We start from the raw sequence: 19,197 nt of genomic DNA, 5'->3' as shown, positions 1-19,197 counted from the left end.
TGCGCGGTGACCATGCCCACATCTGCCGTTACCGGCGCGGGCTACCACGACACATCACATGCCCATGGTTTCGTGGTGGGGCGGGCGCGGTGGTGAAGGCCTCGGGCATATCACCCGGTGCCACCGCGCCCACGACGGAACCGGACCGCCTGCAACTTCGTGGCCGCCCATTTCGCGAGCGACAGACGGCTCGAAGTCAGTGATGTCTGCTACCGGGGGCCCCACCCTGAATCCCGGAAGCTGGCAGATCCGTGGCCGCTCAAACCGGTACCGGCAGAAGCCCGCCGGCACTCTGGGCCGTACGACGAAATCATCGATATTCGAGAGCCTGATTGCTCTGCCCCCGGCAGGGTCGGCTTTCTTCTCGTTAGTCTTCTTTGCCGAGGCAAAGAAGAGTGACCGGCAGCCCCCCGCAGGGGGGATGTCGTACGCTGTTGGGTGCAACAACCAACACCGCCAAAACCACCCCCAACCCAGCAATCAAAAACCAACGGTTTTGCAGCTCACACCACCCACCGCCAAAGCCACCCGCCCTAAAAAACCTTAATTTAAGGCGCCCCCTGATAAACCCACTGCAACAACGCATCATGCGCATCCCGCGCCTGCGCTGCATTCGCATGGTTGATATAACTCACCACCACATACCGATCCCCGTTCAGGGCATCCACATACCCCGCCAGCGCCCGCACATCATTCAACGTCCCCGTCTTCATATACGCATTGCCGGCCGCGCCGGCCTTAGTCAGCCGGTTACGCAACGTGCCGTCCACCCCAAGTATGGGCAGCGAATCGATCAACACCGGCCCAACCTCGCTGGCAAGCGCCTGCTGCAACAACCGCGACATATCGTACGCGCTGATCCGTTCTTCGCGCGAAAGCCCTGAACCGTTGTCCAGTACCAGGTCCGGCATGGTCAGCCCCTGGCGTGCCAGCCAGCGTTGCACCACTTTCTCCGAGCGCGCGGTGCTGGCAGGCCCGCTGCGATCCATCTCGGCGCCGATGGTCAGATAGAGCTGGCGGGCCATCACGTTGTTCGAGAACTTGTTGATGTCGCGCACGATATCGGAGAGCGGCTGGCCGTAGTGGCGTGCGAGCAGGAAGGCGCCGCGCGGGGGGCGGCCCATGCGCAGCGCCGGCTGGTGGGTGAAGCGGCCGCCGGCGAATTGCCATTCGGCGACGAAGCCGCCCCAGGTGAATTCGTTGTGCGAGAGGGTGGCGATATTAACGACGTGTTCGCCACAGTCGGCGGCGTAGCTGCCGTCGAAGGAAGCCAGCACGGTGCCGTCGGGCTGTTGCGTGACGGAGGGCCGGGCGCGTGCCGACCAGTCACCGCATTTTCCGTTGGACAGCGCCAGGCGGTTGTCCAGCTTGAGCTGCGCCAGCGCGGGCGTGACCGATACCGCTACCGACTGGCTGGCCGGGTCGGGCGTGATGGTGAACGACAGCGTCTTGAAGGCATACAGCAGCGCGTCGGGGCTGACGTTGTAGGCGCGCTGGGTCTCGCCGTCGATGGTGGCGCCGTTGTCGATGGCGGAGTCGAAGTAGCTGCGGTCCAGCACCAGGTCGCCATTGATGGTGGTGGCGCCCGCGGCGCGGGCCTTGGCGACCAGCTTGGCCATTTCTTCCGGCACCAGCTTGGGATCGCCCTGGCCGCGCAGGTAGACGTTGCCGTTGATGGTGCCGTCGGCGCCTGGCTGGCCGTCGGCGTAGAGCGAGGTTTGCCACCGATAGCCGGGGCCGAGCAACTGCAGGCCGGCAAAGGTGGTGACCAGTTTCATGGTCGAGGCCGGGTTCATTGGCGTCTGTGCGTTCCAGCTTGCGCGGGGCGCCTGCGCGCCGACCTTGATCACATAAAAGCTGGCGGCCGAGGCTGGCACGTGTGCGCGCTTGAGCGCGCCCGTCACGCTGGCCGGCAGGCCCGATCGCGGCTCCGCCTGTTCTGTCGGCGTGTTAGCGGCGTGGGAGGCTTTGGCCTTGTGGACGGTGGCCTTGGCTGTGGCGGCGGGCAGGCCGCCGATGCATAGCAGCCCGGCGGCGCAAAGCGGCAACAGGCGGTGAAGGAATGGGGAAGGGCGTTTCGGCATGGTGCCCATGTTAACGCATGGGCATGAGCGCGGATGACGCGAAGTTCAGATTTCCGTGAGGCTCGCGGGTGGTGCCGGCTGGGCCATGCCGGCGGGACAGGGCGGCGCCAGCTTGCCGAGCAGCGCGCGCAGCGTATCCTGCTCCTGCGCCGATAACGCGGCCGCGACGCGCGCATCATGCGCGCACACCGCAGTGGTGGCGGCCTCCAGCGTGCGGCGGCCCGCTGGCGTCAGGACCAGGCTGTAGGCCCGGCGGTCGTGCGGCGCGGGACGGCGTGCAACCAGCTTCATGTCTTCCAGCGCATCGACCAGCAGCACCGCACCGGAGCGCGCGATGCCCAGGATGCTGGCCAGTTCGGTCAGCTTGAGATGCGGGTTGCGCGAGATGATCACCAGCGCGGAGAAACGCGGCGGCGTGATGTGCCACTGCGCCAGCGACTGGACGAAGTCCTCGTAGATGCGGATCTGCGCGCGGCGGATGGCGTAGCCGACCAGGCTGTCCAGCACGCCGTAGTCGATGTTGGGGATATGTGGGTCGAAGCCGCCGATGGTGTCGGCCGCCTGGCTGGCGCCGGCGGGATCGGGGGCGTCGCGGCTGCGGCGCGGGCGCGCCTTTGCTGTGGTCATGATGCCTTGGCGTCGGTCGAATGAAACGGGATCAGATGACGCGAAAATACCGCATTTCCACCCGGTCGGGATAGCGGGCGCCGGTGGCGACGAACAGGTGCTGCATGAGCCAGTCGTAACCGGGCGATGCCGTTTCGAAGCGCGGCGCCGTGCGGAAGTAAATCAGGCGCGGATCGATCACCTCGCCGGCGCCGAGCCGCGCGATCAGCTCGCCGGGGCCGCTGCGCAAGCCGGCGTTGACGATGTAGATGCGCGCGCCGTCGGTGGTCTCCAGCACGTAGCGCGCTTCGATATCGGCCACGGCGATGCCGTTGCCCGTGTCATGCCGTACCAGCTGGAAGTCAGCGCCGCCGGGCAGGATGCGCCCTTGCAGGCGCGGCCCGCTGACCGCGCCGTCCAGGATGGGGATCACCCGGCGGTTGCCCAGCGCGCTCGCGCCCACCTCGGTGGCCGGCGCCAGCCGGAAGCTGAAGTCGGCCACATGTTCCAGCGTGGGGGCGGGCAGCGCGTCGCTAACCAGGGGCGTGGTCATTTCAGCAGCTTCCAGTTGCCGTTGTCGATGGTCAGCAGCACGCGGCCACGCGTGTCGAAGCCGAAATGGTCCTGCGCCGTGTAGTTCAGCACCCCGTGCGAGACCACGATATTGCGCTCGGTCTCCAGCGCCGTCTTGAGTGCCTTGCGGAATTCCGGCGTGCCCGGCTTCGCCTGCTTGAGCGCCACCGGCACGATGCGCTGCAGCACCAGGCCGGCATCGTAGGGGTGCGCGCCGAACTGGGTGCGGCTCTCGGGACCGTACTGCTTTTCATAGCGGCCCACATAGTCCAGCCCTGGCTTTTTCACCGCGGCGTTGTCCGCCAGTTGTTCGGCCACGATCACCGGCCCGGCCGGGAGGATGGAGCCGTTCACGGCTTTGCCGCCGATGCGGATCAGGTCCTTGGTGGCGGCGCCGTGCGTGTGGTAGACCGGGCCCGCGTAGCCGCGCTCGCGCAACGTGGTGTGCGGCAGGGCGGCGCCGGTGCCGGCGCCCGCGATCAGCACCGCGTCGGGATGGGCGGCGATCAGCTTGAGCGTTTGCGCGGTCACGCTGGCATCCGAGCGCGCATAGCGTTCGGTGGCGACGAGGCGGATGCCGCGCGCGGTGGCGGCGGCGGTGAACTCCTTGAGCCAGGTCTCGCCGTAGGCGTCGGCAAAGCCGATGAAGGCGATGGTCTTGACGCCCCTGGCGTGCGCCGCTTCCGCCACGGCTTCGGCCATCAGCCTGACCGGCTGCGCCAGCCGATAGGTCCATTCGCCACGGCCGGGCTTGAGTTCGATGGGCGAGAATGCCAGCTGCACGGTCTGGCTCTCGTCGGCGACTTCGGCGATCGCGATCGACGGCGCCACCGCCGACGAACCGAGGATGATGTCGACCTTGTCTTCGCTGACAAAGCGCCGCGCCACCTTGGTGGCCTGGGTGGGGTCGGAGCCGTCGTCCAGCACCACGTAGCGGATCTTCTCGCCGCCGATGGTCTCCGGCAGCAGCGGCATGCTGTTCTTCTGCGGGATGCCGAGCGAAGCCGAGGGGCCTGTCGACGAGATGCTGACACCGACAGTCACGTCGGCCAGCGCGGGCGCGGCGGCAAGGGTTACGGCCACGGCCAGCGCGAGGCGGGCAGCGGTAGCGGGGCGGATAGGGCTGGGGCGCGGCACGATGTCTCCTTTTTTCCTTGTGATAACGCCGGCTTCTCGGGGCCGGTCGTTGGGCGTAATGCGAGGGGCGAAGCAGTGGGCTAGCGCGCAGGTGCCTGCAGCGACTGCCGGTCGAAGCCGGCGAGCTGCTTGTAGCGCAATGCGATGGCTTCGAGCTCCGCGCGCGGTATCACGGCGTCGATATCGCTGAAGCCTTGCGGCGCGCGCTGCTCGGCCAGCTGCATGACCTGCTCGGGCCCGTTCAGGCGGTTGCGCAGGACGATGGCGGCGGTGCGCGGCAGCCGCTCCGCCTCGTACTCGCGCAGTGCGTAGCCGGCGCCGGACGCATCGCGCGGCGCGCCGTTGGCCAGCAGGCTGTCCATCAGGTAGCGCGCATCCAGGATGGCCTGGGCGCTGCCGTTGGAGCCGATCGGGTACATCGGGTGGGCGGCGTCGCCCAGCAGCGTCACCCGGTCGAAGGTCCAGCGCGGCAGCGGGTCCTTGTCGACCATGGGGAATTCGTAGATGGCTTCGGCGCCGTCGATCAGCGCGGGAATATCGATCCAGTTCCAGCGCCAGTTCGCAAAGGCCGCGCTGAACACGGACTTGTCGACCTGCTTGTTCCAGTCGCTGCGCGGTGGTGTGTCCGAGACGTGGTCGGGCACGCGCAGCTCGGCGATCCAGTTGACCAGCGAGCGCCCCTGGCGGCGCAGCGGTTCGGAGATCGGGTAGGCCACGAACTTCTGGTCCTGGTGGCCCGCCATGAACATCGAGCTGCCGTCCAGGTACGGCGGCGCTTCGGTGACGGCACGCCACAGCGTGCGGCGCGAGAAGCGCGGCGCGTCGCCCTGCGGATAGAAGTGGCGGCGCACCGCGGAGTGGATGCCGTCGGCGCCCACCAGCACATCGGCCCGGGCCGTGACTTCGGCGTTGTCGCTGCGACGGCACAGCGTGAACGCCACCGGCTCGCCGGCGCGCGCACCGGTGCTCACCACCGATTCGAAAGTATGCCCGGTGTGCACGCGATCGGCGCCCAGGCGTTCCACCGCCGTGCGGTAGAGCAGCATCTGGAATTCGCCGCGATGAACGGAAAACTGGGGCAGGTCGTAGCCCGCCGCGCGCCCGCGCGGCTCGTGCCAGATGCGCTGGCCCAGCTTGTTGTAGTAAGACAGTGATGAGGTCTGCACCGCCAGTTCGGCCAGCGCATCGAGCAGCCCCAGTTCCGCCAGCTCGCGCACGGCGTGCGGCAGCAGGTTGATGCCCACGCCGAGCGGGCGCAGCGTTTCGCTGGCTTCCCAGACCTCGGCCTCGATGCCGTGCCGGTGGCAAAGCAGTGCCAGCGTCAGGCCGCCGATGCCGCCGCCGGCTATCGCGATCTTCATGATGTTGTCTCCACAGCTTGTTATGGATTGCCCGCGCCGCGTGGGTCCCTCATGCAGGGTCGGCGGCAAGCAGCAATATTGTTATGTAGTATAACTAAATGGATGATCGCATCAAGCTCTGAAACGTGGGGAGAAACCCGCAATACCGGGCATGCCGGGGCAAGCCTGTGTGGAAGCTTGTGGGATTCCTCTGACAAGAGGTTAGGCCCCTTGCCGGTCGCGCGTGACTTACCCGGCATCCATACTGAAAGCAACTGCCGCAATGCATGGGTGCATTGCCAGGCGCAAAGCCAATCCATCAAGGAGCCCCATCATGCGTACCGTGACCCTGTCTCTCCTGCTTGCCACCCTGCTTAGCGTGGCGGGCTGTGCCGACATGACTCCCAAGCAGCGCAATACGGCCATTGGCGCAGGCGTCGGCGGCGTCGCCGGTGCGGCCCTGATCGGCGGGCCGGCGGCCACCATCGGTGGCGCGGCCCTGGGTGGCGTGGTCGGTAATGTGGCGACCCCCGACCGGAAGTGAGCAGGACAAGCTGCCGGCCGGCATACGTTCCAGGCCGTTACAAAGCAAAAAGCGGATGCCGGTGGCATCCGCTTTTTGCTTTCGGAGGGGCGCCGCTCAGGCGGATTCCCCGACAGCCTTTGTTTTCGTGCTGGTCCGGGCGCCAGCGCCAACGGGGAACACGGCGTCGTACGCCCAGTTGTAGATGAAGGCATAAACCACGTAGAACGCCGCCACCGCGATATCCATGATGAAGGCATCGAGCAAGCTCATGTCCAGGTACCAGGCCACCATCGGCAGGAACACCACCAGCAGGCCCAGTTCGAACAGGATGGCATGCAGCACGCGCACGGCCACCGGCTTGCGCAATTGTCCGGTGAACCGGAGCATGGCCTTGTCGAACAGCAGGTTGTAAAGATAATTCCAGCCGGCGGCGATCACCGATGCCACCACCGCAATGATGCCCATCTGGTGCAGGGCGAAGCCAAATAGCCAGCTGCCCACCGGCGCGAAGATCAGCAGGCCGATCAGTTCAAAGCCGATGGTGTGGCGGATTCTGTCCTTGGTGCTGCGCATGATACTTCCTGTCTGGCGTCAATGCAGGCCATTCTATCTATAATCGTGGCATAGCCAAGTTGGTATCCATCGCTAAAAACGATGGTTGTGACGGCATCGCGCCATCAGGAATCCCATGAGCCTTTCCCTGGAACAATTGCAGGCCTTCGCGGCCGCCGCCGAGTGCGGTTCTTTTTCCGCCGCCGCGCGCCGCCTGGGCAAGGCGCAGTCGGTGGTCAGCGCGGCCGTGGCCAACCTGGAAATCGATCTCGGCAATCAACTGTTCGACCGTGCCGGCCGCTATCCGACCCTGACCGCCGCGGGCGAACGCCTGCTGGCCGAAGCACGGGTGATCCTGGAGCGTTGCGAGCATTTCCGCGGTGTGGCCAAGAGCCTGGGCGAAGGCGTCGAGAGCCGCCTGGTGCTGGCGGTGGATGAGCTGTATCCGGAGGAAACCCTGGGCGTGCTGCTCGAAGAGTTCTCGGCGCGCTTCCCGGCGGTGGAACTGGAGCTGCTGTTTCCCTTGATGGAGGATGTCAGCCGGCTGGTGCTGGCCGGTTCCGCCGACCTGGGCCTGATGTGGCGCCAGGAGGTGTTGCCGCCGGAGCTGGGCTTCCGTGCGCTGGGTTGGGTGCCGATGCAGATCATCTGCGCGCCCGACCACGCGCTCGCGGACCAGCGCGTGGGCTGGGAGGAACTGAAACGCTACCGGCAACTGATGGTGGCGACCCGCAGCGATAGCGAGGAAAAAATGCGGCTGCGCGTGGCCGCCGAAGTCTGGTGGGTGGAGAGCCAGTGGGTCATCGTCGAACTGGTCAAGCGCCGGCTGGGCTGGGCCTTCGTGCCCTGGCACGTGGCGGCCAATTCGCCGGCCGCGGCGCAACTGGTGTCGCCGGTGCTGGAGTTCGACGACCAGGACTGGCCGGTGGCGATGGAGCTGGTGTGGCACAAGCAGCGGCCGCTCGGCAAGGCCGCTACGTGGCTCAAGGAACGGGTGAGCAAGCAGCCGCTGCCGCGTCCGGAGAAGCGGCCGGCATAGGGCCGCTACTCCGGAGGCTCGCGCACGCCGCCGCCTAGCGGACCAGGCCGAACTCCTTCGCCAGCGTGCCGTAGCGTTGCACGGTGTCCTTCACATAGGCGTCAAGCGACGCCGCGCCGCCCAGATCGGCGGGGAACAAGCCTTGCTCCGCGCGCAGCCGGGCGAATGCCGGGCTTGCCTGCAGGCGCTCGAAGCGGCCAGCCCAGCGCTGGTAGTCGGCCTGCGCGACCTTCGGGCCCATGTAGAAGCCGCGCAGGATGGGCCAGGTGATGTCGTAGCCTTGCTCGCGCGCCGTCGGCACGCTGGCAAGCCTGCCCGGCAGGCGCCGCTCGGCCAGCACGGCGAGGATGCGGATCCCGCCTGCGCCGAGTTGCATCGCGGCTTCGGAGACGTCGCCCGACACCGCTTGCACGTGCCCGCCCAGCAGTGCCGTGAAGGCCTCGCCGCCACCTTCGAAGCCCACGAAGCGCATGCGCTTGTAGCCAACGCCGGCCTGCCTGGCCACCAGCGCGGCCTTCATCCAGTCCTGGTTGCCGATGGTGCCACCGGCACCGAACAGTACCTGGTCGGGGTCCGACTTCAGCGCGGCCACCAGGTCCTTCAAGGTCTTGTAAGGCGAATCGGCGCGCACCGCGATCATGCCGTAGTCGGTGCCGAGCGCGCCGACCCAGCGCACGTCGGCCACGCCATACTTGCCGAACTTGCCCTCGGCCAGCGCCAGCAGCGAGCCGCCGGAGAAGGCGACGATCGTATCGGGCTCGGCGGGGCGCTGCGCCACGATGCTGTTGTAGGCCACGGCGCCGATGCCACCCGGCACGTAGACCAGCCGCATCGGTTGCTCGGTCAGTCCGGCTTCCAGCAGCGCTCGCTGCGCCAGCTTGCAGGTCAGGTCGAAGCCGCCGCCGGGCTTGGCGGGCACGATGCACTCCGGCGTGGGGGACGCATGCGCGCAAACCGCCCCGAGGGCGAGCGCGGCGCAGGCGAGACGCAGGGCGGCCGGGACGATGCTCATGGATTCTCCTGGGATGGGGCCGGACGACGGGATAGAACGACAACGCGGCAGACAGCTTACCGGGAAATCCCGGGCAAATCCGCTGGCTGCCGGTGAGAAAATCAGGCATAACGGAGTGCCAGAAGCGCAGGAGAAGAACCTTCCATGAGAGTACTGCTGGTCGAAGACCACGACGAACTGGCCACCTGGGTGATGCAGGCGCTGCGCGCCCTGCATTTCACCGTGGAGCGCGCCGCCGACGCGGCCAGCGCCGAATCCCTCCTGTTCAGCACGCACGCGGGCGGCACCGGTGCCGGCAGCGACTACGCGCTGGTGCTGCTGGACCTCACGCTGCCCGACCGCGACGGCCTCGACCTGCTCGCCCGCCTGCGCGGCCGCGGCTGCCGCGTGCCGGTGATGATCCTGACCGCGCGCGGCGAAGTGGGCGACCGGGTCAAGGGCCTGGACCTGGGCGCCGACGACTACATGGCCAAGCCCTTCGATCTCGCCGAGTTCGAGGCGCGCGTGAAGGCCCTGCTGCGCCGCGCGCGCCAGACCGAGGCGCCGCTGGTGGTTTGCGGCGGCCTGGGCTTCGATACGGTGTCGCGCCATTTCCAGGTGGGCGGCGTGCCGCTCGCGCTGACGCCGCGCGAGCACGCGGTGCTGGAGATCCTGATGACGCCGCCAGGCAAGACCGTCAGCAAGGACCGGATCTACGCCAGCATCTTCACGCTGGCCGACGAGACCCAGCCCGATGTGATCGAGGTCTATGTGCATCGCCTGCGCCGCAAGCTCGAAGGCTCCGGCGCGGCCATCGTGACCTTGCGCGGGCTGGGCTACGTGCTGGAGCCCAGCGTTGGCTGAGCCGCGCAGGCGTCCCGCCAGCCTGCGCGCGCGCCTGCTGTGGTGGCTGATACCGCCCATGCTGGTGCTGCAGGCGGTGTACGGCGTGGTGGCGTATTCGAATGCGCTGGCGTCAGCCGACCTGGCCTACGACCGCACGCTGCTCGCCTCCGCGCGCAATATCTCCGAGCGCATCACGCTGACACCCGAAGGCGTGCGCGTGGACGTGCCCTATATCTCGCTCGATACCTTCGAGGTGGGTATGAACGCCACCATGTTCTATCGCGTGAGCGGGGTGCATGGCGAGTTCGTCTCGGGCTACGACGACCTGCCGCCGTTCGATGCCAGCCAGCCCCGCACCAGGCTCTATCCCGCGCTGGTGAGTTTCTACGACCGCACTTACCGCGGCCAGCCGATCCGCATCGCCGCGCTGCGCCAGCCGGTGATGGACGCGAGCGGCACGCACGGCGGCATGGCGTTGATCGAAGTTGGCGAGACCCTCGACTCGCGCCAGGCGCTGACGCGCAACATCCTGTTCGATGTGCTGTGGGGCCAGTTGATGCTGGTGCTGGCGGTGGTGCTCGTGATCTGGCTGTTCACGCGGCGCGCGCTGGCGCCGCTCGATGCGCTGCGCGCCGAGGTGGCGCAGCGCCAGCCCGGCGCCACCACGCCGCTGCCGCTCGATAGCGCGCCGCGCGAAACGGCGCCGCTGGTGGAGGCGATGAACGGCTATATGGCGCGGCTGGAGCAGGTGCTGGCCGCGCAGCGCCGCTTTATCGCCGACGCGGCACATCAGTTGCGCACGCCGCTCGCGGTGCTGCACACGCAGGCGCAACTGGCGGCGCGTGAGCACGATCCCGCCGAGCAGCGGCGCATCGCGCAGGGCCTGGCCGACAGCACCGCGCGCATGGCCGCGCTGGCCGACCGCCTGCTGTCGATGGCGCGCGCCGCGCACGGCGGCGCGGAGACACCGCGCGTGCTGGACCTGGCGGCGCTGGTGAGGGAAGTCTGCCTCGAACTCACGCCCGCCGCCCGCGCGCGGCGCATCGACCTGGGTTTCGAGGGCGAGGGCGCGCTGCCGGTGCTTGGCACCGACCTGCTGCACGAACTGGTCACCAACCTGGTCGACAACGCGCTGCGCTACACGCCATCGGACGGCGTCGTCACGGCGCGCGTCCATCGCGCTGGCGAAGCGGTGGTACTGGAGGTGGAAGACGATGGCCCGGGCATTCCGTTGCAGGAACGCGCGGCGGTACTGGAGCCGTTCTATCGCGGCAAGGCCGCCGGTTTGAGCGCCGCGGGGGAGGCGAACCCGGGCGGCTCCGGGCTCGGTCTCACCATCGTGCGCGACATTGCCGCCGCGCACGGCGCCACGCTGGCGCTGCTGGAGGGCGAGGGCGGCAATGGCCTGCTGGTGCGGGTGCGTTTTCCGCCGGCATAGGGCGGCGCAACGCCACCGGATGCCAGCGACGGCTACCGCCGCGCGGCCACGCTGGCGGCGGAGCGCGCCGGTGCGATTGCCGGTGCCGGCGCGGCGCCTTGCGTTCCGGCGGGCGGTGGCATGCCGCCAGGGGCCGGTGCGGCTGGCACGGTACCTGGCATAGCCGGCGCCGCGTTCGACGCATTGTCCGTCTCGATATGCCACCCGCCGCCCAGCGCCTTGATCAGCACCGCGCTGGTCGTGTACTGGCGGCCTACGATGGTCAGCGCGGTGCGCTCCGCGGTGTAGGCGGTGGTTTGCGCCGTCAGCACATCCAGCAGGCTCGCGGTGCCGGCGCGGTAGCGGTTGTTGACGAGGGCCAGCGCGTCGCGCGCCGAACGCAGCGCGTCGTTCTGCACCACGGATTCCTGCTCCAGCAGGCGCGCGGCCGCGAGGCCATCCTCGACCTCCTGGAAGGCGGAGAGCACCGTCTGGCGGTAATTGGCCACGCTCTGGTCGTAAGCGGCAACCGCCTGCGCCTTGGCGGCGCTGCGCAGGCCACCGTCGAACAGCGTGCCGGCCAGCGCGGGGCCGATCGACCACACGCGGTCCGGCAGCGCCAGCCAGCGCGCCAGCGTGCTGGCGGATAGACCGCCGGTGGCGGATAGCGTCAGCGTCGGGTAATAAGCCGCCTGGGCCACCCCGATCTGCGCATTGGCAGCGGCCATGCGGCGCTCGGCCGCGCCGATATCGGGCCGGCGTTCCAGCAGCGCCGACGGCACCGCGATGGGCACGCGCGGCACGGCGGAGGCGTAGTCCTGCGGCGTGATGGCGAGGTCCGCCGGCGGCTTGCCTGTCAGGATGGCGATGGCGTGCTCCAGCTGCGCGCGCGTGATCTGGATATCGATCTGCTGCGCCTGCGCGCTCTTGAGCTGGGTCTCGGATTGCAGCACGTCGGAGCGCTGGGCGGTGCCGGCTGCGTACTGGTTGCGTACCAGCTGCAGTGATTTCTCGTAGTCGGTCACCGTGCGGTCCAGCAAGGCCTTCTGCTGGTCGGCGATGCGCAGCAGGAAATAGCTCTGCGCCAGCGTGGACTGGGTCGACAGCAATGTCGAAGCCAGGTCGGACTGGCTGGCCTGCGCGCTGGCTTCGCTGCTTTCCACCTGCCTGCGCACACGGCCCCACACATCGATTTCCCAGCTTGCCGACAACGTGGCCCTCTGCCCGTTGGCGACCTGGCCGTTGCTGCCGCGCGTGCGGTCGAGTCCGGCCGATGCGTTCACGGTCGGGAAGTAGCCCGCGCGCGCCGATTCCAGCGCCGCCAGCGCTTGCCGGTACTGCGCCTCGGATGCCTTGATGTTCTGGTTGGCGACCTGCACCTGTGCCATCAGCTTGTCGAGCTCCGGATCGGCGAACACCGCCCACCAGTTGCTGCGCTCGCTGGTGTCCTGCGGTTCGGCCGGCTTCCACTCGCCCCACTGCGAGGCGTCGGCCGGTGCCTCCTTGAAGGTCGGCGTGGACGGCGCATCGGGGCGCTTGTAGTCGGGCCCCACGGCGCAGCCGGCCAGCAGCAGGGCGCACGCCACCGTCATCGCGGTCGCCGGGAAGGAAAGGGTAGGGAGGCGGAGAAGAGCGTTCATGGATCGCATTCAGGGTTCGAGGCTGGCCGTGGCCGGGGGCACGGCCGAACGGCGCTGGCGCCAGGCTTTCACCTTCAGGCGCCAGCGGTCCAGCGTCAGGTAGACCACGGGCGTCGTGTACAGCGTGAGCAACTGGCTGACCACCAGCCCGCCGACGATGGAGATGCCCAGCGGCGCGCGCAGTTCGGCGCCGTCGCCGCGGCCGATCGCCAGCGGGATGGCGCCCAGCAAGGCAGCCATCGTGGTCATCAGGATGGGGCGGAAGCGCAGCAGGCAGGCGCGGTAGATGGCATCGCGCGGCGACAGGCCCTCGCGCCGCTCGGCATCGATGGCGAAGTCGATCATCATGATGGCGTTCTTCTTGACGATGCCGATCAGCAGGATCACGCCGATCAGCGCGATGATGCTGAAGTCCGTGCCCGAGGCCAGCAGCGCCAGCAGCGCGCCGACGCCCGCCGATGGCAGGGTGGACAGGATGGTGAGCGGATGCACGTAACTCTCGTACAGCATGCCGAGCACGATGTAGATGGTGATCAGCGCGGCCAGGATCAGCAGCGGCTGGCTCTTGAGCGAGTCCTGGAAGGCCTTGGCGCTGCCCTGGAAGTTGGCCTGCAGCGTCTCCGGCACGCCGATGCGCGCCATCTCCGCCTTGACCATGTCGGTGGCCTGCGACAGCGAGACGCCCTCGGCAAGGTTGAAGGAAATGGTGGAGGCGGCGAACTGGCCCTGGTGGTTGACGCCCAGCGGCGTGCTGGTGGGCGCGAACCGCGCGAAGGCCGACAGCGGCACCTGCTTGCCGCCGCCGGTGACTACATAGATATCGTTGAGCGCATGCGGGCCCTGCAGATACTCGGGGCTGAGTTCCATCACCACCCGGTACTGGTTGAGCGGGTGGTAGATGGTGGACACCAGGCGCTGGCCGAAGGCGTCGTTGAGCACGGCATCGATCTGCTGCGCGGTGACGCCGAGCTTCGAAGCGGTGTCGCGGTCGATGATGACCGAGGTCTGCAGGCCCTTGTCGTTGGTGTCGGTATCGACATCCTCCAGCCCCTTGAGGTTGGAGATGGCCGCGCGCACCTTGGGCTCCCACTCGCGCAGCACGTCGAGATCGTCCGACTGCAGCGTGAACTGGTAAGCCGAACTGCTTTGCCGGCCGCCGATGCGGATGTCCTGCACCGAGGTCAGGAACAGGCTGGCACCGGGCTCCTTGGCCAGCTTGACGCGCAGCCGGGCCACGATGGCGTCGGCCGAATCGCGCTCTGAAATCGGCTTGAGCGTGACGAACATCTGGCCGGTATTGCGCTGCGAACCGCCGGTGAAGCCCGTCACGTTGACCACCGCCGGGTCGGACTGCACGATCTTGATGAAGTTATCGAGCTTGGGCCGCATGGCCTGGAACGAGGTGGCCTGGTCGGCCCGTATAAAGCCGATCAGGCGCCCGGTGTCCTGCTGCGGGAAGAAGCCCTTGGGCACGATCGTGTAGAGCCAGACATTGAGGCCGATGGTGGCCAGCAACACCAGCCACACCAGCACGCTGTGGCGCAGCGACACGGCCAGGGTGCGCGCGTACAGGTCGTGCATCCAGGTGAACACGCGTTCGCTGGCGCGGTAGAAGCGGCCCTGCTGTTCCGGCTTCACCGGCTTGAGCAGGCGCGCGCACATCATCGGCGTGGCGGTCAGCGAGACCACCAGCGATACCAGGATCGCCACCGACAAGGTGATGGCGAACTCCTGGAACAGGCGTCCGACGATGCCGCCCATCATCAGCAGCGGGATAAACACCGCGATCAGCGACAGGCTCATCGACAGCACGGTGAAGCCTACCTCGCGCGACCCCCTGAGCGCGGCTTCGAGCGGCTTCATGCCCTCCTCGATATGCCGCGAGATATTCTCCAGCACCACGATGGCGTCATCGACCACGAAACCGGTGGCGATGGTCAGCGCCATCAGCGACAGGTTGTTGAGCGAGAAGCCGGCCAGGTACATCACCGAGAAGGTGCCGATCAGCGACACCGGCACCGCCACGCTGGGAATCAGCGTGGCGCGCGCATTGCGCAAGAACAGGAACACCACCATGATCACCAGCGCCACCGAGATCATCAGCGTGTGCTCCACCTCGCGCAGCGAACCGCGGATGGTGGGGGTGCGGTCCATCATCACTTCCATCTTGATGGCGGACGGAATCATCTGCTGCAGCGACGGCAGCACCTCGTTGACCCGGTCCACGGTCTCGATGATGTTGGCGCCGGGGGAACGGTTGAGCACCAGCAGCACCGAGGGCTGGCCGTTGGCGGAGCCGGCGTTGCGCACGTCCTGCACCGAATCGGTCACCCTGGCCACGTCAGACAGCCGCACCGGCACGGCGAAGGCGTTCGGGCCGCTGCTGCTGCCGTTGCCGCCGGTGGCGCCGGTGCTGATGGTGGTGGTGCCGCTGCTGGTGGTCAGCGTGGTGGTGGTGACGCCGTTGACGGTCTTGGTGCTGACGCCGCCGCCCGCGGTGGCGTTGGCGGTGCTGGCGATCAGCGCGCCCGCCGAGGCCGAGGAAAACGTGCCCGGCGTGGCGTAGCGCACGATCAGCGGCATATAGTCCGCCGCCTTCATGGCCTGGTCGTTGGCGTAGACCTGCCAGTTGGTGGTGGCGTTTTCCAGCGAGCCGAGCGGACGGTTGGCGTTGGTGGCGCTGATGGTGTTGCGCACATCCTCCAGCGAGATGCCGTATTTGTTGAGCGCGGTGGGGTTGAGCTCCACCCGCACCGCCGGCAGCGAAGAGCCGCCGATGGTGACTTGCCCGACGCCCTCGATCTGCGACATCTTCTGCGCCAGGATGGTCGAGGCCGCATCGTAGAGCTGGCCGCGCGTCATGGTGGGCGAGGTCAGCGCGATGATCATGATCGGCGCGTCGGCCGGGTTGACCTTGCGGTAGGTCGGGTTGCTCGGCAGGCTGGTGGGCAGCGTGGCGCGCGAGGCGTTGATGGCAGCCTGCACGTCGCGCGCGGCGCCGTCGATATCGCGTGACAGCTCGAACTGCAGCGTGACGCGGGTCGAGCCCAGCGAGCTGCTGGAGGTGATCTCGGTGACGCCGGCGATGGCGCCCAGCGCGCGCTCCAGCGGCGTGGCCACGGTGGCGGCCATGGTCTCGGGGCTGGCGCCGGGCAGCGAGGCGGACACCGAGATGGTGGGGAAGTCCACCTGCGGCAGCGGCGACACCGGCAGCAGCCGCAGCGCCGCCAGCCCCGCCAGCAGGATGCCGATGGTCAGCAGCGCGGTGGCGACCGGCCGATGGATAAAGGTAGCCGACAGGTTCATCACGGCCTCGGCTCGGGGGCGGGGCCGCCGGTCTGGTCGCCATCGCCGGTGTCGCCATAACGGCGCCGGCGCCAGTCCTTGAGGCGCATTGCCAGGCTGTCGAACGCCAGGTAGATCACCGGCGTGGTGAACAGCGTCAGCACCTGGCTGACCAGCAAGCCGCCCACCATGGTGATGCCCAGCGGGCGGCGCAGCTCGGACCCGATGCCGGTGCCGAGCATCAGCGGCAGCGCGGCCAGCAATGCCGCCATGGTGGTCATCAGGATCGGGCGGAAACGCAGCAGGCAGGCCTGGAAGATCGCCTCGCGCGGCGCCATGCCACCCTCGCGCTCCGCGTCCAGCGCGAAGTCGATCATCATGATGGCGTTCTTCTTGACGATACCGATCAGCAGGATGATGCCGATGATCGCGATGATGCCCAGGTCCTGGCCCGAGACCAGCAGCGCCAGCAGCGCGCCCACGCCGGCCGAGGGCAGGGTGGAGAGGATGGTCACCGGATGGATGGTGCTCTCGTAGAGCACGCCCAGCACGATGTACATCGTGATCACCGCCGCCAGGATCAGCCACAGCGTGTTGGACAACGAGGCACGGAATGCCAGCGCCGCGCCCTGGAATTCGGTCTGCATGGAGATCGGCAGGCCGATTTCGTGCTCCACCTTGGTGATCTTGTCCACTGCCGCGCCGAGCGATTCGCCGGGCGACAGATTGAACGAAATGGTGGCGGAGGGGAACTGGCCCTGATGGTTGATCACCAGCGGGCCGGTGCGCTCGCTGATGCGCGCGAACGCGCCAAGCGGCACTTGCCCGCCCGAGGACGAGGGCAGGCGCAGTTCCGCCAGCGACCGCGGATCGGTGCGGAACTCGGGCATGGCTTCCAGCACCACACGGTACTGGCTCGACTGGGTGAAGATGGTCGACACCAGCCGCTGGCCGAATGCGCTGTACAGCGCGCTGTCGATCACCGCGGTGGTGATGCCGAAGCGCGCCGCGGCGTCGCGGTCGATATCCACGTAGGCGCGCAGGCCGTTGTTCTGCTGGTCGCTCGCCACGTCACGCAGTTCGGGCTCCTGCTTCAGGCGCTCCACCAGCCTGGGCACCCAGGTGGCCAGCGTGACGGGGTCCGGATCCTGCACGGTGAACTGGTACTGGGTGCGGGACACGCGGTCCTCGATGGTCAGGTCCTGCACCGGCTGGGTGTAGAGCGAGACGCCGCCGAGCTTGTCGACCGCGGCCTGCAGCCGGCGCGTCACGTCCTCGATGGAATCGCGGCGCTGGTCCTTGGGCTTCAGGTTGATCAAGAGGCGCCCGGCGTTGAGCGTGGTGTTGGTGCCGTCCACGCCGATGAAGGAGGACAGGCTTTCCACCGCGGGATCTTCCAGCACCACTTTCGCCACCGCCTGCTGTTTCAGCGCCATGGCGGGGAAGGACGTAGTCTGGGAAGCCTCGGTAATGCCCTGGATCACGCCGGTGTCCTGCACCGGGAAGAAGCCCTTGGGCACCAGCATGTACAGCAGCACGGTCAGCACCAGCGTGCCGACGGCGACCAGCAGCGTGAGTTGCTGGCGGTCCAGCACCCAGTCCAGGGCGCGCCCGTAGCTGGCGATCACGTTGTCGAAGAAGCGCCCGGTGGCCCGGTGGAACCGCGAGAGTTTCTCTTCGGGCACATGGTGCAGCAGGCGCGCGCACATCATCGGCGTGAGCGTCAGCGAGACCACCGCCGAGATCAGGATCGATACCGCCAGCGTGATGGCGAATTCGCGGAACAGCCGCCCCACCACGTCGCCCATGAACAGCAGCGGGATCAGCACGGCCACCAGCGAGAAGGTCAGCGAGATGATGGTGAAGCCAATCTGCCTGGACCCCTTGAGGGCCGCCTCCATGGGCGAATCGCCCTTCTCGATGTAGCGCATGATGTTCTCGATCATCACGATCGCATCGTCCACCACGAAGCCGGTGGCGATGGTCAGCGCCATCAGCGTCAGGTTGTTGATCGAGAAGCCCGCCAGGTACATCACCCCGAAGGTGCCCACCAGCGACAGCGGCACCGCCACGCCAGGGATGATGGTGGCCGGCACGTTGCGCAGGAAGACGAAGATCACCATCACCACCAGCGCGACCGCCAGCAGCAGTTCAAACTCCACGTCGCGCACCGAGGCGCGGATGGTGGTGGTGCGGTCGGTCAGCAGCTGCACCTTGACCGAGGCCGGCAGCGAGCTCTGCAATTGCGGCAGCAGCCCCTTGATGCGGTCCACCACCTCGATCACGTTGGCGCCGGGCTGGCGCTGGATGCTCAGCACGATGGCCGGCTTGTCGTTGGCCCACGCCGCCAGCCGGCTGTTCTCGGGGCCGTCGACGATATTGGCCACGTCGGTGATGCGGATCGGCGCGCCGTTCTGGTAGCCCACGATGATCTGGCGGTACTCGTCGGCGGACTTGAGCTGGTCGTTGGCGTCGATGGTGGAGGCGCGCGCGGGGCCGTCGAAGCTGCCCTTGGCGCCGTTGACGTTGGCGCTGCCGATGGCCGTGCGCAGGTCATCGATCGACATGCCGAGCGCGGCCAGCGCGGTCGGGTTGGCCTGGATACGCACCGCCGGGCGCTGCCCGCCGCTGATGCTGACCAGCCCCACCCCCTGCAACTGCGAAATCTTCTGCGCCACGCGCGTATCCACCATGTCCTGCAGCTTGGGCAGCGGCATGGTGTCCGAGGTCATGGCCAGGGTCATGATCGGCGCGTCGGCCGGGTTGACCTTGCTGTAGACCGGCGGCATCGGCAGGTCCGCCGGCAGCAGGTTGCCGCCGGCGTTGATGGCCGCCTGGACTTCTTGCTCGGCCACGTCCAGCGACAGCGTCAGGTCGAATTGCAGCGTGATCACCGAGGCGCCGCCCGAGGACGACGACGACATCTGCTTGAGGCCCGGCATCTGGCCGAACTGGCGCTCCAGCGGGGCCGTGATCGACGACGTCATTACGTCCGGGCTGGCGCCCGGGTAGAGCGTGGTGACCTGGATGGTCGGGTAATCGACCTCCGGCAGCGCCGACAGCGGCAGCAGCCTGAAGGCCACCAGACCGGACAGCAGGATGGCGACCATCAGCAACGCGGTGGCGACCGGCCGCTCGATGAAGAGGCGTGAGGGGTTCAT

Annotated in this window: 14 protein-coding genes; 4 read left to right on the top strand and 10 right to left on the bottom strand. The window is 67.8% G+C overall.

Annotated features, from left to right (window positions below; translation table 11 throughout):
* Window positions 1-548: 548 nt before the first annotated feature.
* From dacB to AC1DS6_RS25180, 5 genes are all read right to left on the bottom strand, one after another.
* Window positions 549-2,093, bottom strand: coding sequence for a D-alanyl-D-alanine carboxypeptidase/D-alanyl-D-alanine endopeptidase (dacB, locus tag AC1DS6_RS25200; RefSeq protein ID WP_441635977.1), 1,545 nt, complete (start codon window positions 2,091-2,093; stop codon window positions 549-551).
* Window positions 2,094-2,129: 36 nt separating this feature from the next.
* A complete protein-coding gene (locus AC1DS6_RS25195) occupies window positions 2,130-2,711 on the bottom strand; it encodes a MarR family winged helix-turn-helix transcriptional regulator (RefSeq protein ID WP_477103382.1) in 582 nt (193 codons plus the stop codon).
* A 31-nt stretch (window positions 2,712-2,742) separates the two neighbouring features.
* On the bottom strand, window positions 2,743-3,243 hold the full coding sequence (locus AC1DS6_RS25190; protein ID WP_477103381.1) for a DUF3237 domain-containing protein: 501 nt from the start codon (window positions 3,241-3,243) through the stop codon (window positions 2,743-2,745).
* Complete coding sequence (locus AC1DS6_RS25185; RefSeq protein WP_477103385.1) at window positions 3,240-4,352, bottom strand: ABC transporter substrate-binding protein; 1,113 nt, start codon at window positions 4,350-4,352, stop codon at window positions 3,240-3,242. The genes AC1DS6_RS25190 and AC1DS6_RS25185 overlap by 4 nt, the downstream gene beginning before the upstream one ends.
* Window positions 4,353-4,480: 128 nt before the next feature.
* On the bottom strand, window positions 4,481-5,761 hold the full coding sequence (locus tag AC1DS6_RS25180; RefSeq protein ID WP_441635971.1) for a flavin-dependent oxidoreductase: 1,281 nt from the start codon (window positions 5,759-5,761) through the stop codon (window positions 4,481-4,483).
* 313 nt (window positions 5,762-6,074) lie between these two features.
* On the opposite strand from AC1DS6_RS25180, the gene AC1DS6_RS25175 reads away from it, so the two are divergent.
* Window positions 6,075-6,284 (top strand): hypothetical protein, encoded by a 210-nt coding sequence (locus AC1DS6_RS25175; RefSeq protein ID WP_045237226.1) that lies wholly within the window; start codon window positions 6,075-6,077, stop codon window positions 6,282-6,284.
* A 96-nt stretch (window positions 6,285-6,380) separates the two neighbouring features.
* Here AC1DS6_RS25175 and AC1DS6_RS25170 read toward each other — a convergent pair whose 3' ends face one another.
* Window positions 6,381-6,839: a PACE efflux transporter gene (locus tag AC1DS6_RS25170; protein WP_441635969.1), complete on the bottom strand. Its 459-nt coding sequence runs from the start codon at window positions 6,837-6,839 to the stop codon at window positions 6,381-6,383.
* Between the two features lie 115 nt (window positions 6,840-6,954).
* Between AC1DS6_RS25170 and AC1DS6_RS25165 the strand changes: the two genes are divergently transcribed.
* On the top strand, window positions 6,955-7,857 hold the full coding sequence (locus tag AC1DS6_RS25165) for a LysR family transcriptional regulator (protein ID WP_045237224.1): 903 nt from the start codon (window positions 6,955-6,957) through the stop codon (window positions 7,855-7,857).
* A gap of 34 nt (window positions 7,858-7,891) precedes the next feature.
* Here the strand turns inward: AC1DS6_RS25165 and AC1DS6_RS25160 are convergent, their stop codons facing one another.
* Window positions 7,892-8,869, bottom strand: coding sequence for a tripartite tricarboxylate transporter substrate binding protein (locus AC1DS6_RS25160; RefSeq protein ID WP_441635967.1), 978 nt, complete (start codon window positions 8,867-8,869; stop codon window positions 7,892-7,894).
* A gap of 144 nt (window positions 8,870-9,013) precedes the next feature.
* On the opposite strand from AC1DS6_RS25160, the gene AC1DS6_RS25155 reads away from it, so the two are divergent.
* The gene (locus tag AC1DS6_RS25155) at window positions 9,014-9,712 is read left to right on the top strand and encodes a response regulator (RefSeq protein WP_045237222.1); all 699 of its coding nucleotides are present in this window, start codon (window positions 9,014-9,016) and stop codon (window positions 9,710-9,712) included.
* The gene (locus AC1DS6_RS25150) at window positions 9,705-11,132 is read left to right on the top strand and encodes a sensor histidine kinase (RefSeq protein ID WP_477103380.1); all 1,428 of its coding nucleotides are present in this window, start codon (window positions 9,705-9,707) and stop codon (window positions 11,130-11,132) included. The genes AC1DS6_RS25155 and AC1DS6_RS25150 overlap by 8 nt, the downstream gene beginning before the upstream one ends.
* 32 nt (window positions 11,133-11,164) lie before the next feature.
* Here the strand turns inward: AC1DS6_RS25150 and AC1DS6_RS25145 are convergent, their stop codons facing one another.
* The 3 genes from AC1DS6_RS25145 to AC1DS6_RS25135 are packed head-to-tail and all read right to left on the bottom strand — an operon-like array spanning window position 11,165 to window position 19,197.
* Window positions 11,165-12,760, bottom strand: a complete 1,596-nt coding sequence (locus AC1DS6_RS25145; protein WP_441637168.1) for an efflux transporter outer membrane subunit — start codon at window positions 12,758-12,760, stop codon at window positions 11,165-11,167.
* Entirely contained in the window at window positions 12,761-16,057 is a 3,297-nt protein-coding gene (locus AC1DS6_RS25140; protein WP_441637166.1) for an efflux RND transporter permease subunit, read from the bottom strand.
* Complete coding sequence (locus AC1DS6_RS25135) at window positions 16,057-19,197, bottom strand: MdtB/MuxB family multidrug efflux RND transporter permease subunit (protein WP_441637164.1); 3,141 nt, start codon at window positions 19,195-19,197, stop codon at window positions 16,057-16,059. The genes AC1DS6_RS25140 and AC1DS6_RS25135 overlap by 1 nt, the downstream gene beginning before the upstream one ends.

The organism is Cupriavidus sp. 05L310 (assembly GCF_056398185.1).
This window is presented reverse-complemented; position numbering and strand designations above follow the sequence as displayed.

Excerpts from the sequence above, each read along its gene's own strand:
- AC1DS6_RS25155 (WP_045237222.1), top strand. The coding sequence starts at position 9,014 with ATGAGAGTACTGCTGGTCGAAGACCACGACGAACTGGCCACCTGGGTG.
- AC1DS6_RS25165 (WP_045237224.1), top strand. The coding sequence starts at position 6,955 with ATGAGCCTTTCCCTGGAACAATTGCAGGCCTTCGCGGCCGCCGCCGAG.
- AC1DS6_RS25180 (WP_441635971.1), bottom strand. The coding sequence starts at position 5,761 with ATGAAGATCGCGATAGCCGGCGGCGGCATCGGCGGCCTGACGCTGGCA.
- AC1DS6_RS25135 (WP_441637164.1), bottom strand. The coding sequence starts at position 19,197 with ATGAACCCCTCACGCCTCTTCATCGAGCGGCCGGTCGCCACCGCGTTG.
- AC1DS6_RS25145 (WP_441637168.1), bottom strand. The coding sequence starts at position 12,760 with ATGCGATCCATGAACGCTCTTCTCCGCCTCCCTACCCTTTCCTTCCCG.
- AC1DS6_RS25160 (WP_441635967.1), bottom strand. The coding sequence starts at position 8,869 with ATGAGCATCGTCCCGGCCGCCCTGCGTCTCGCCTGCGCCGCGCTCGCC.
- AC1DS6_RS25175 (WP_045237226.1), top strand. The coding sequence starts at position 6,075 with ATGCGTACCGTGACCCTGTCTCTCCTGCTTGCCACCCTGCTTAGCGTG.
- AC1DS6_RS25170 (WP_441635969.1), bottom strand. The coding sequence starts at position 6,839 with ATGCGCAGCACCAAGGACAGAATCCGCCACACCATCGGCTTTGAACTG.
- AC1DS6_RS25140 (WP_441637166.1), bottom strand. The coding sequence starts at position 16,057 with ATGAACCTGTCGGCTACCTTTATCCATCGGCCGGTCGCCACCGCGCTG.
- AC1DS6_RS25190 (WP_477103381.1), bottom strand. The coding sequence starts at position 3,243 with ATGACCACGCCCCTGGTTAGCGACGCGCTGCCCGCCCCCACGCTGGAA.
- AC1DS6_RS25195 (WP_477103382.1), bottom strand. The coding sequence starts at position 2,711 with ATGACCACAGCAAAGGCGCGCCCGCGCCGCAGCCGCGACGCCCCCGAT.
- dacB (WP_441635977.1), bottom strand. The coding sequence starts at position 2,093 with ATGGGCACCATGCCGAAACGCCCTTCCCCATTCCTTCACCGCCTGTTG.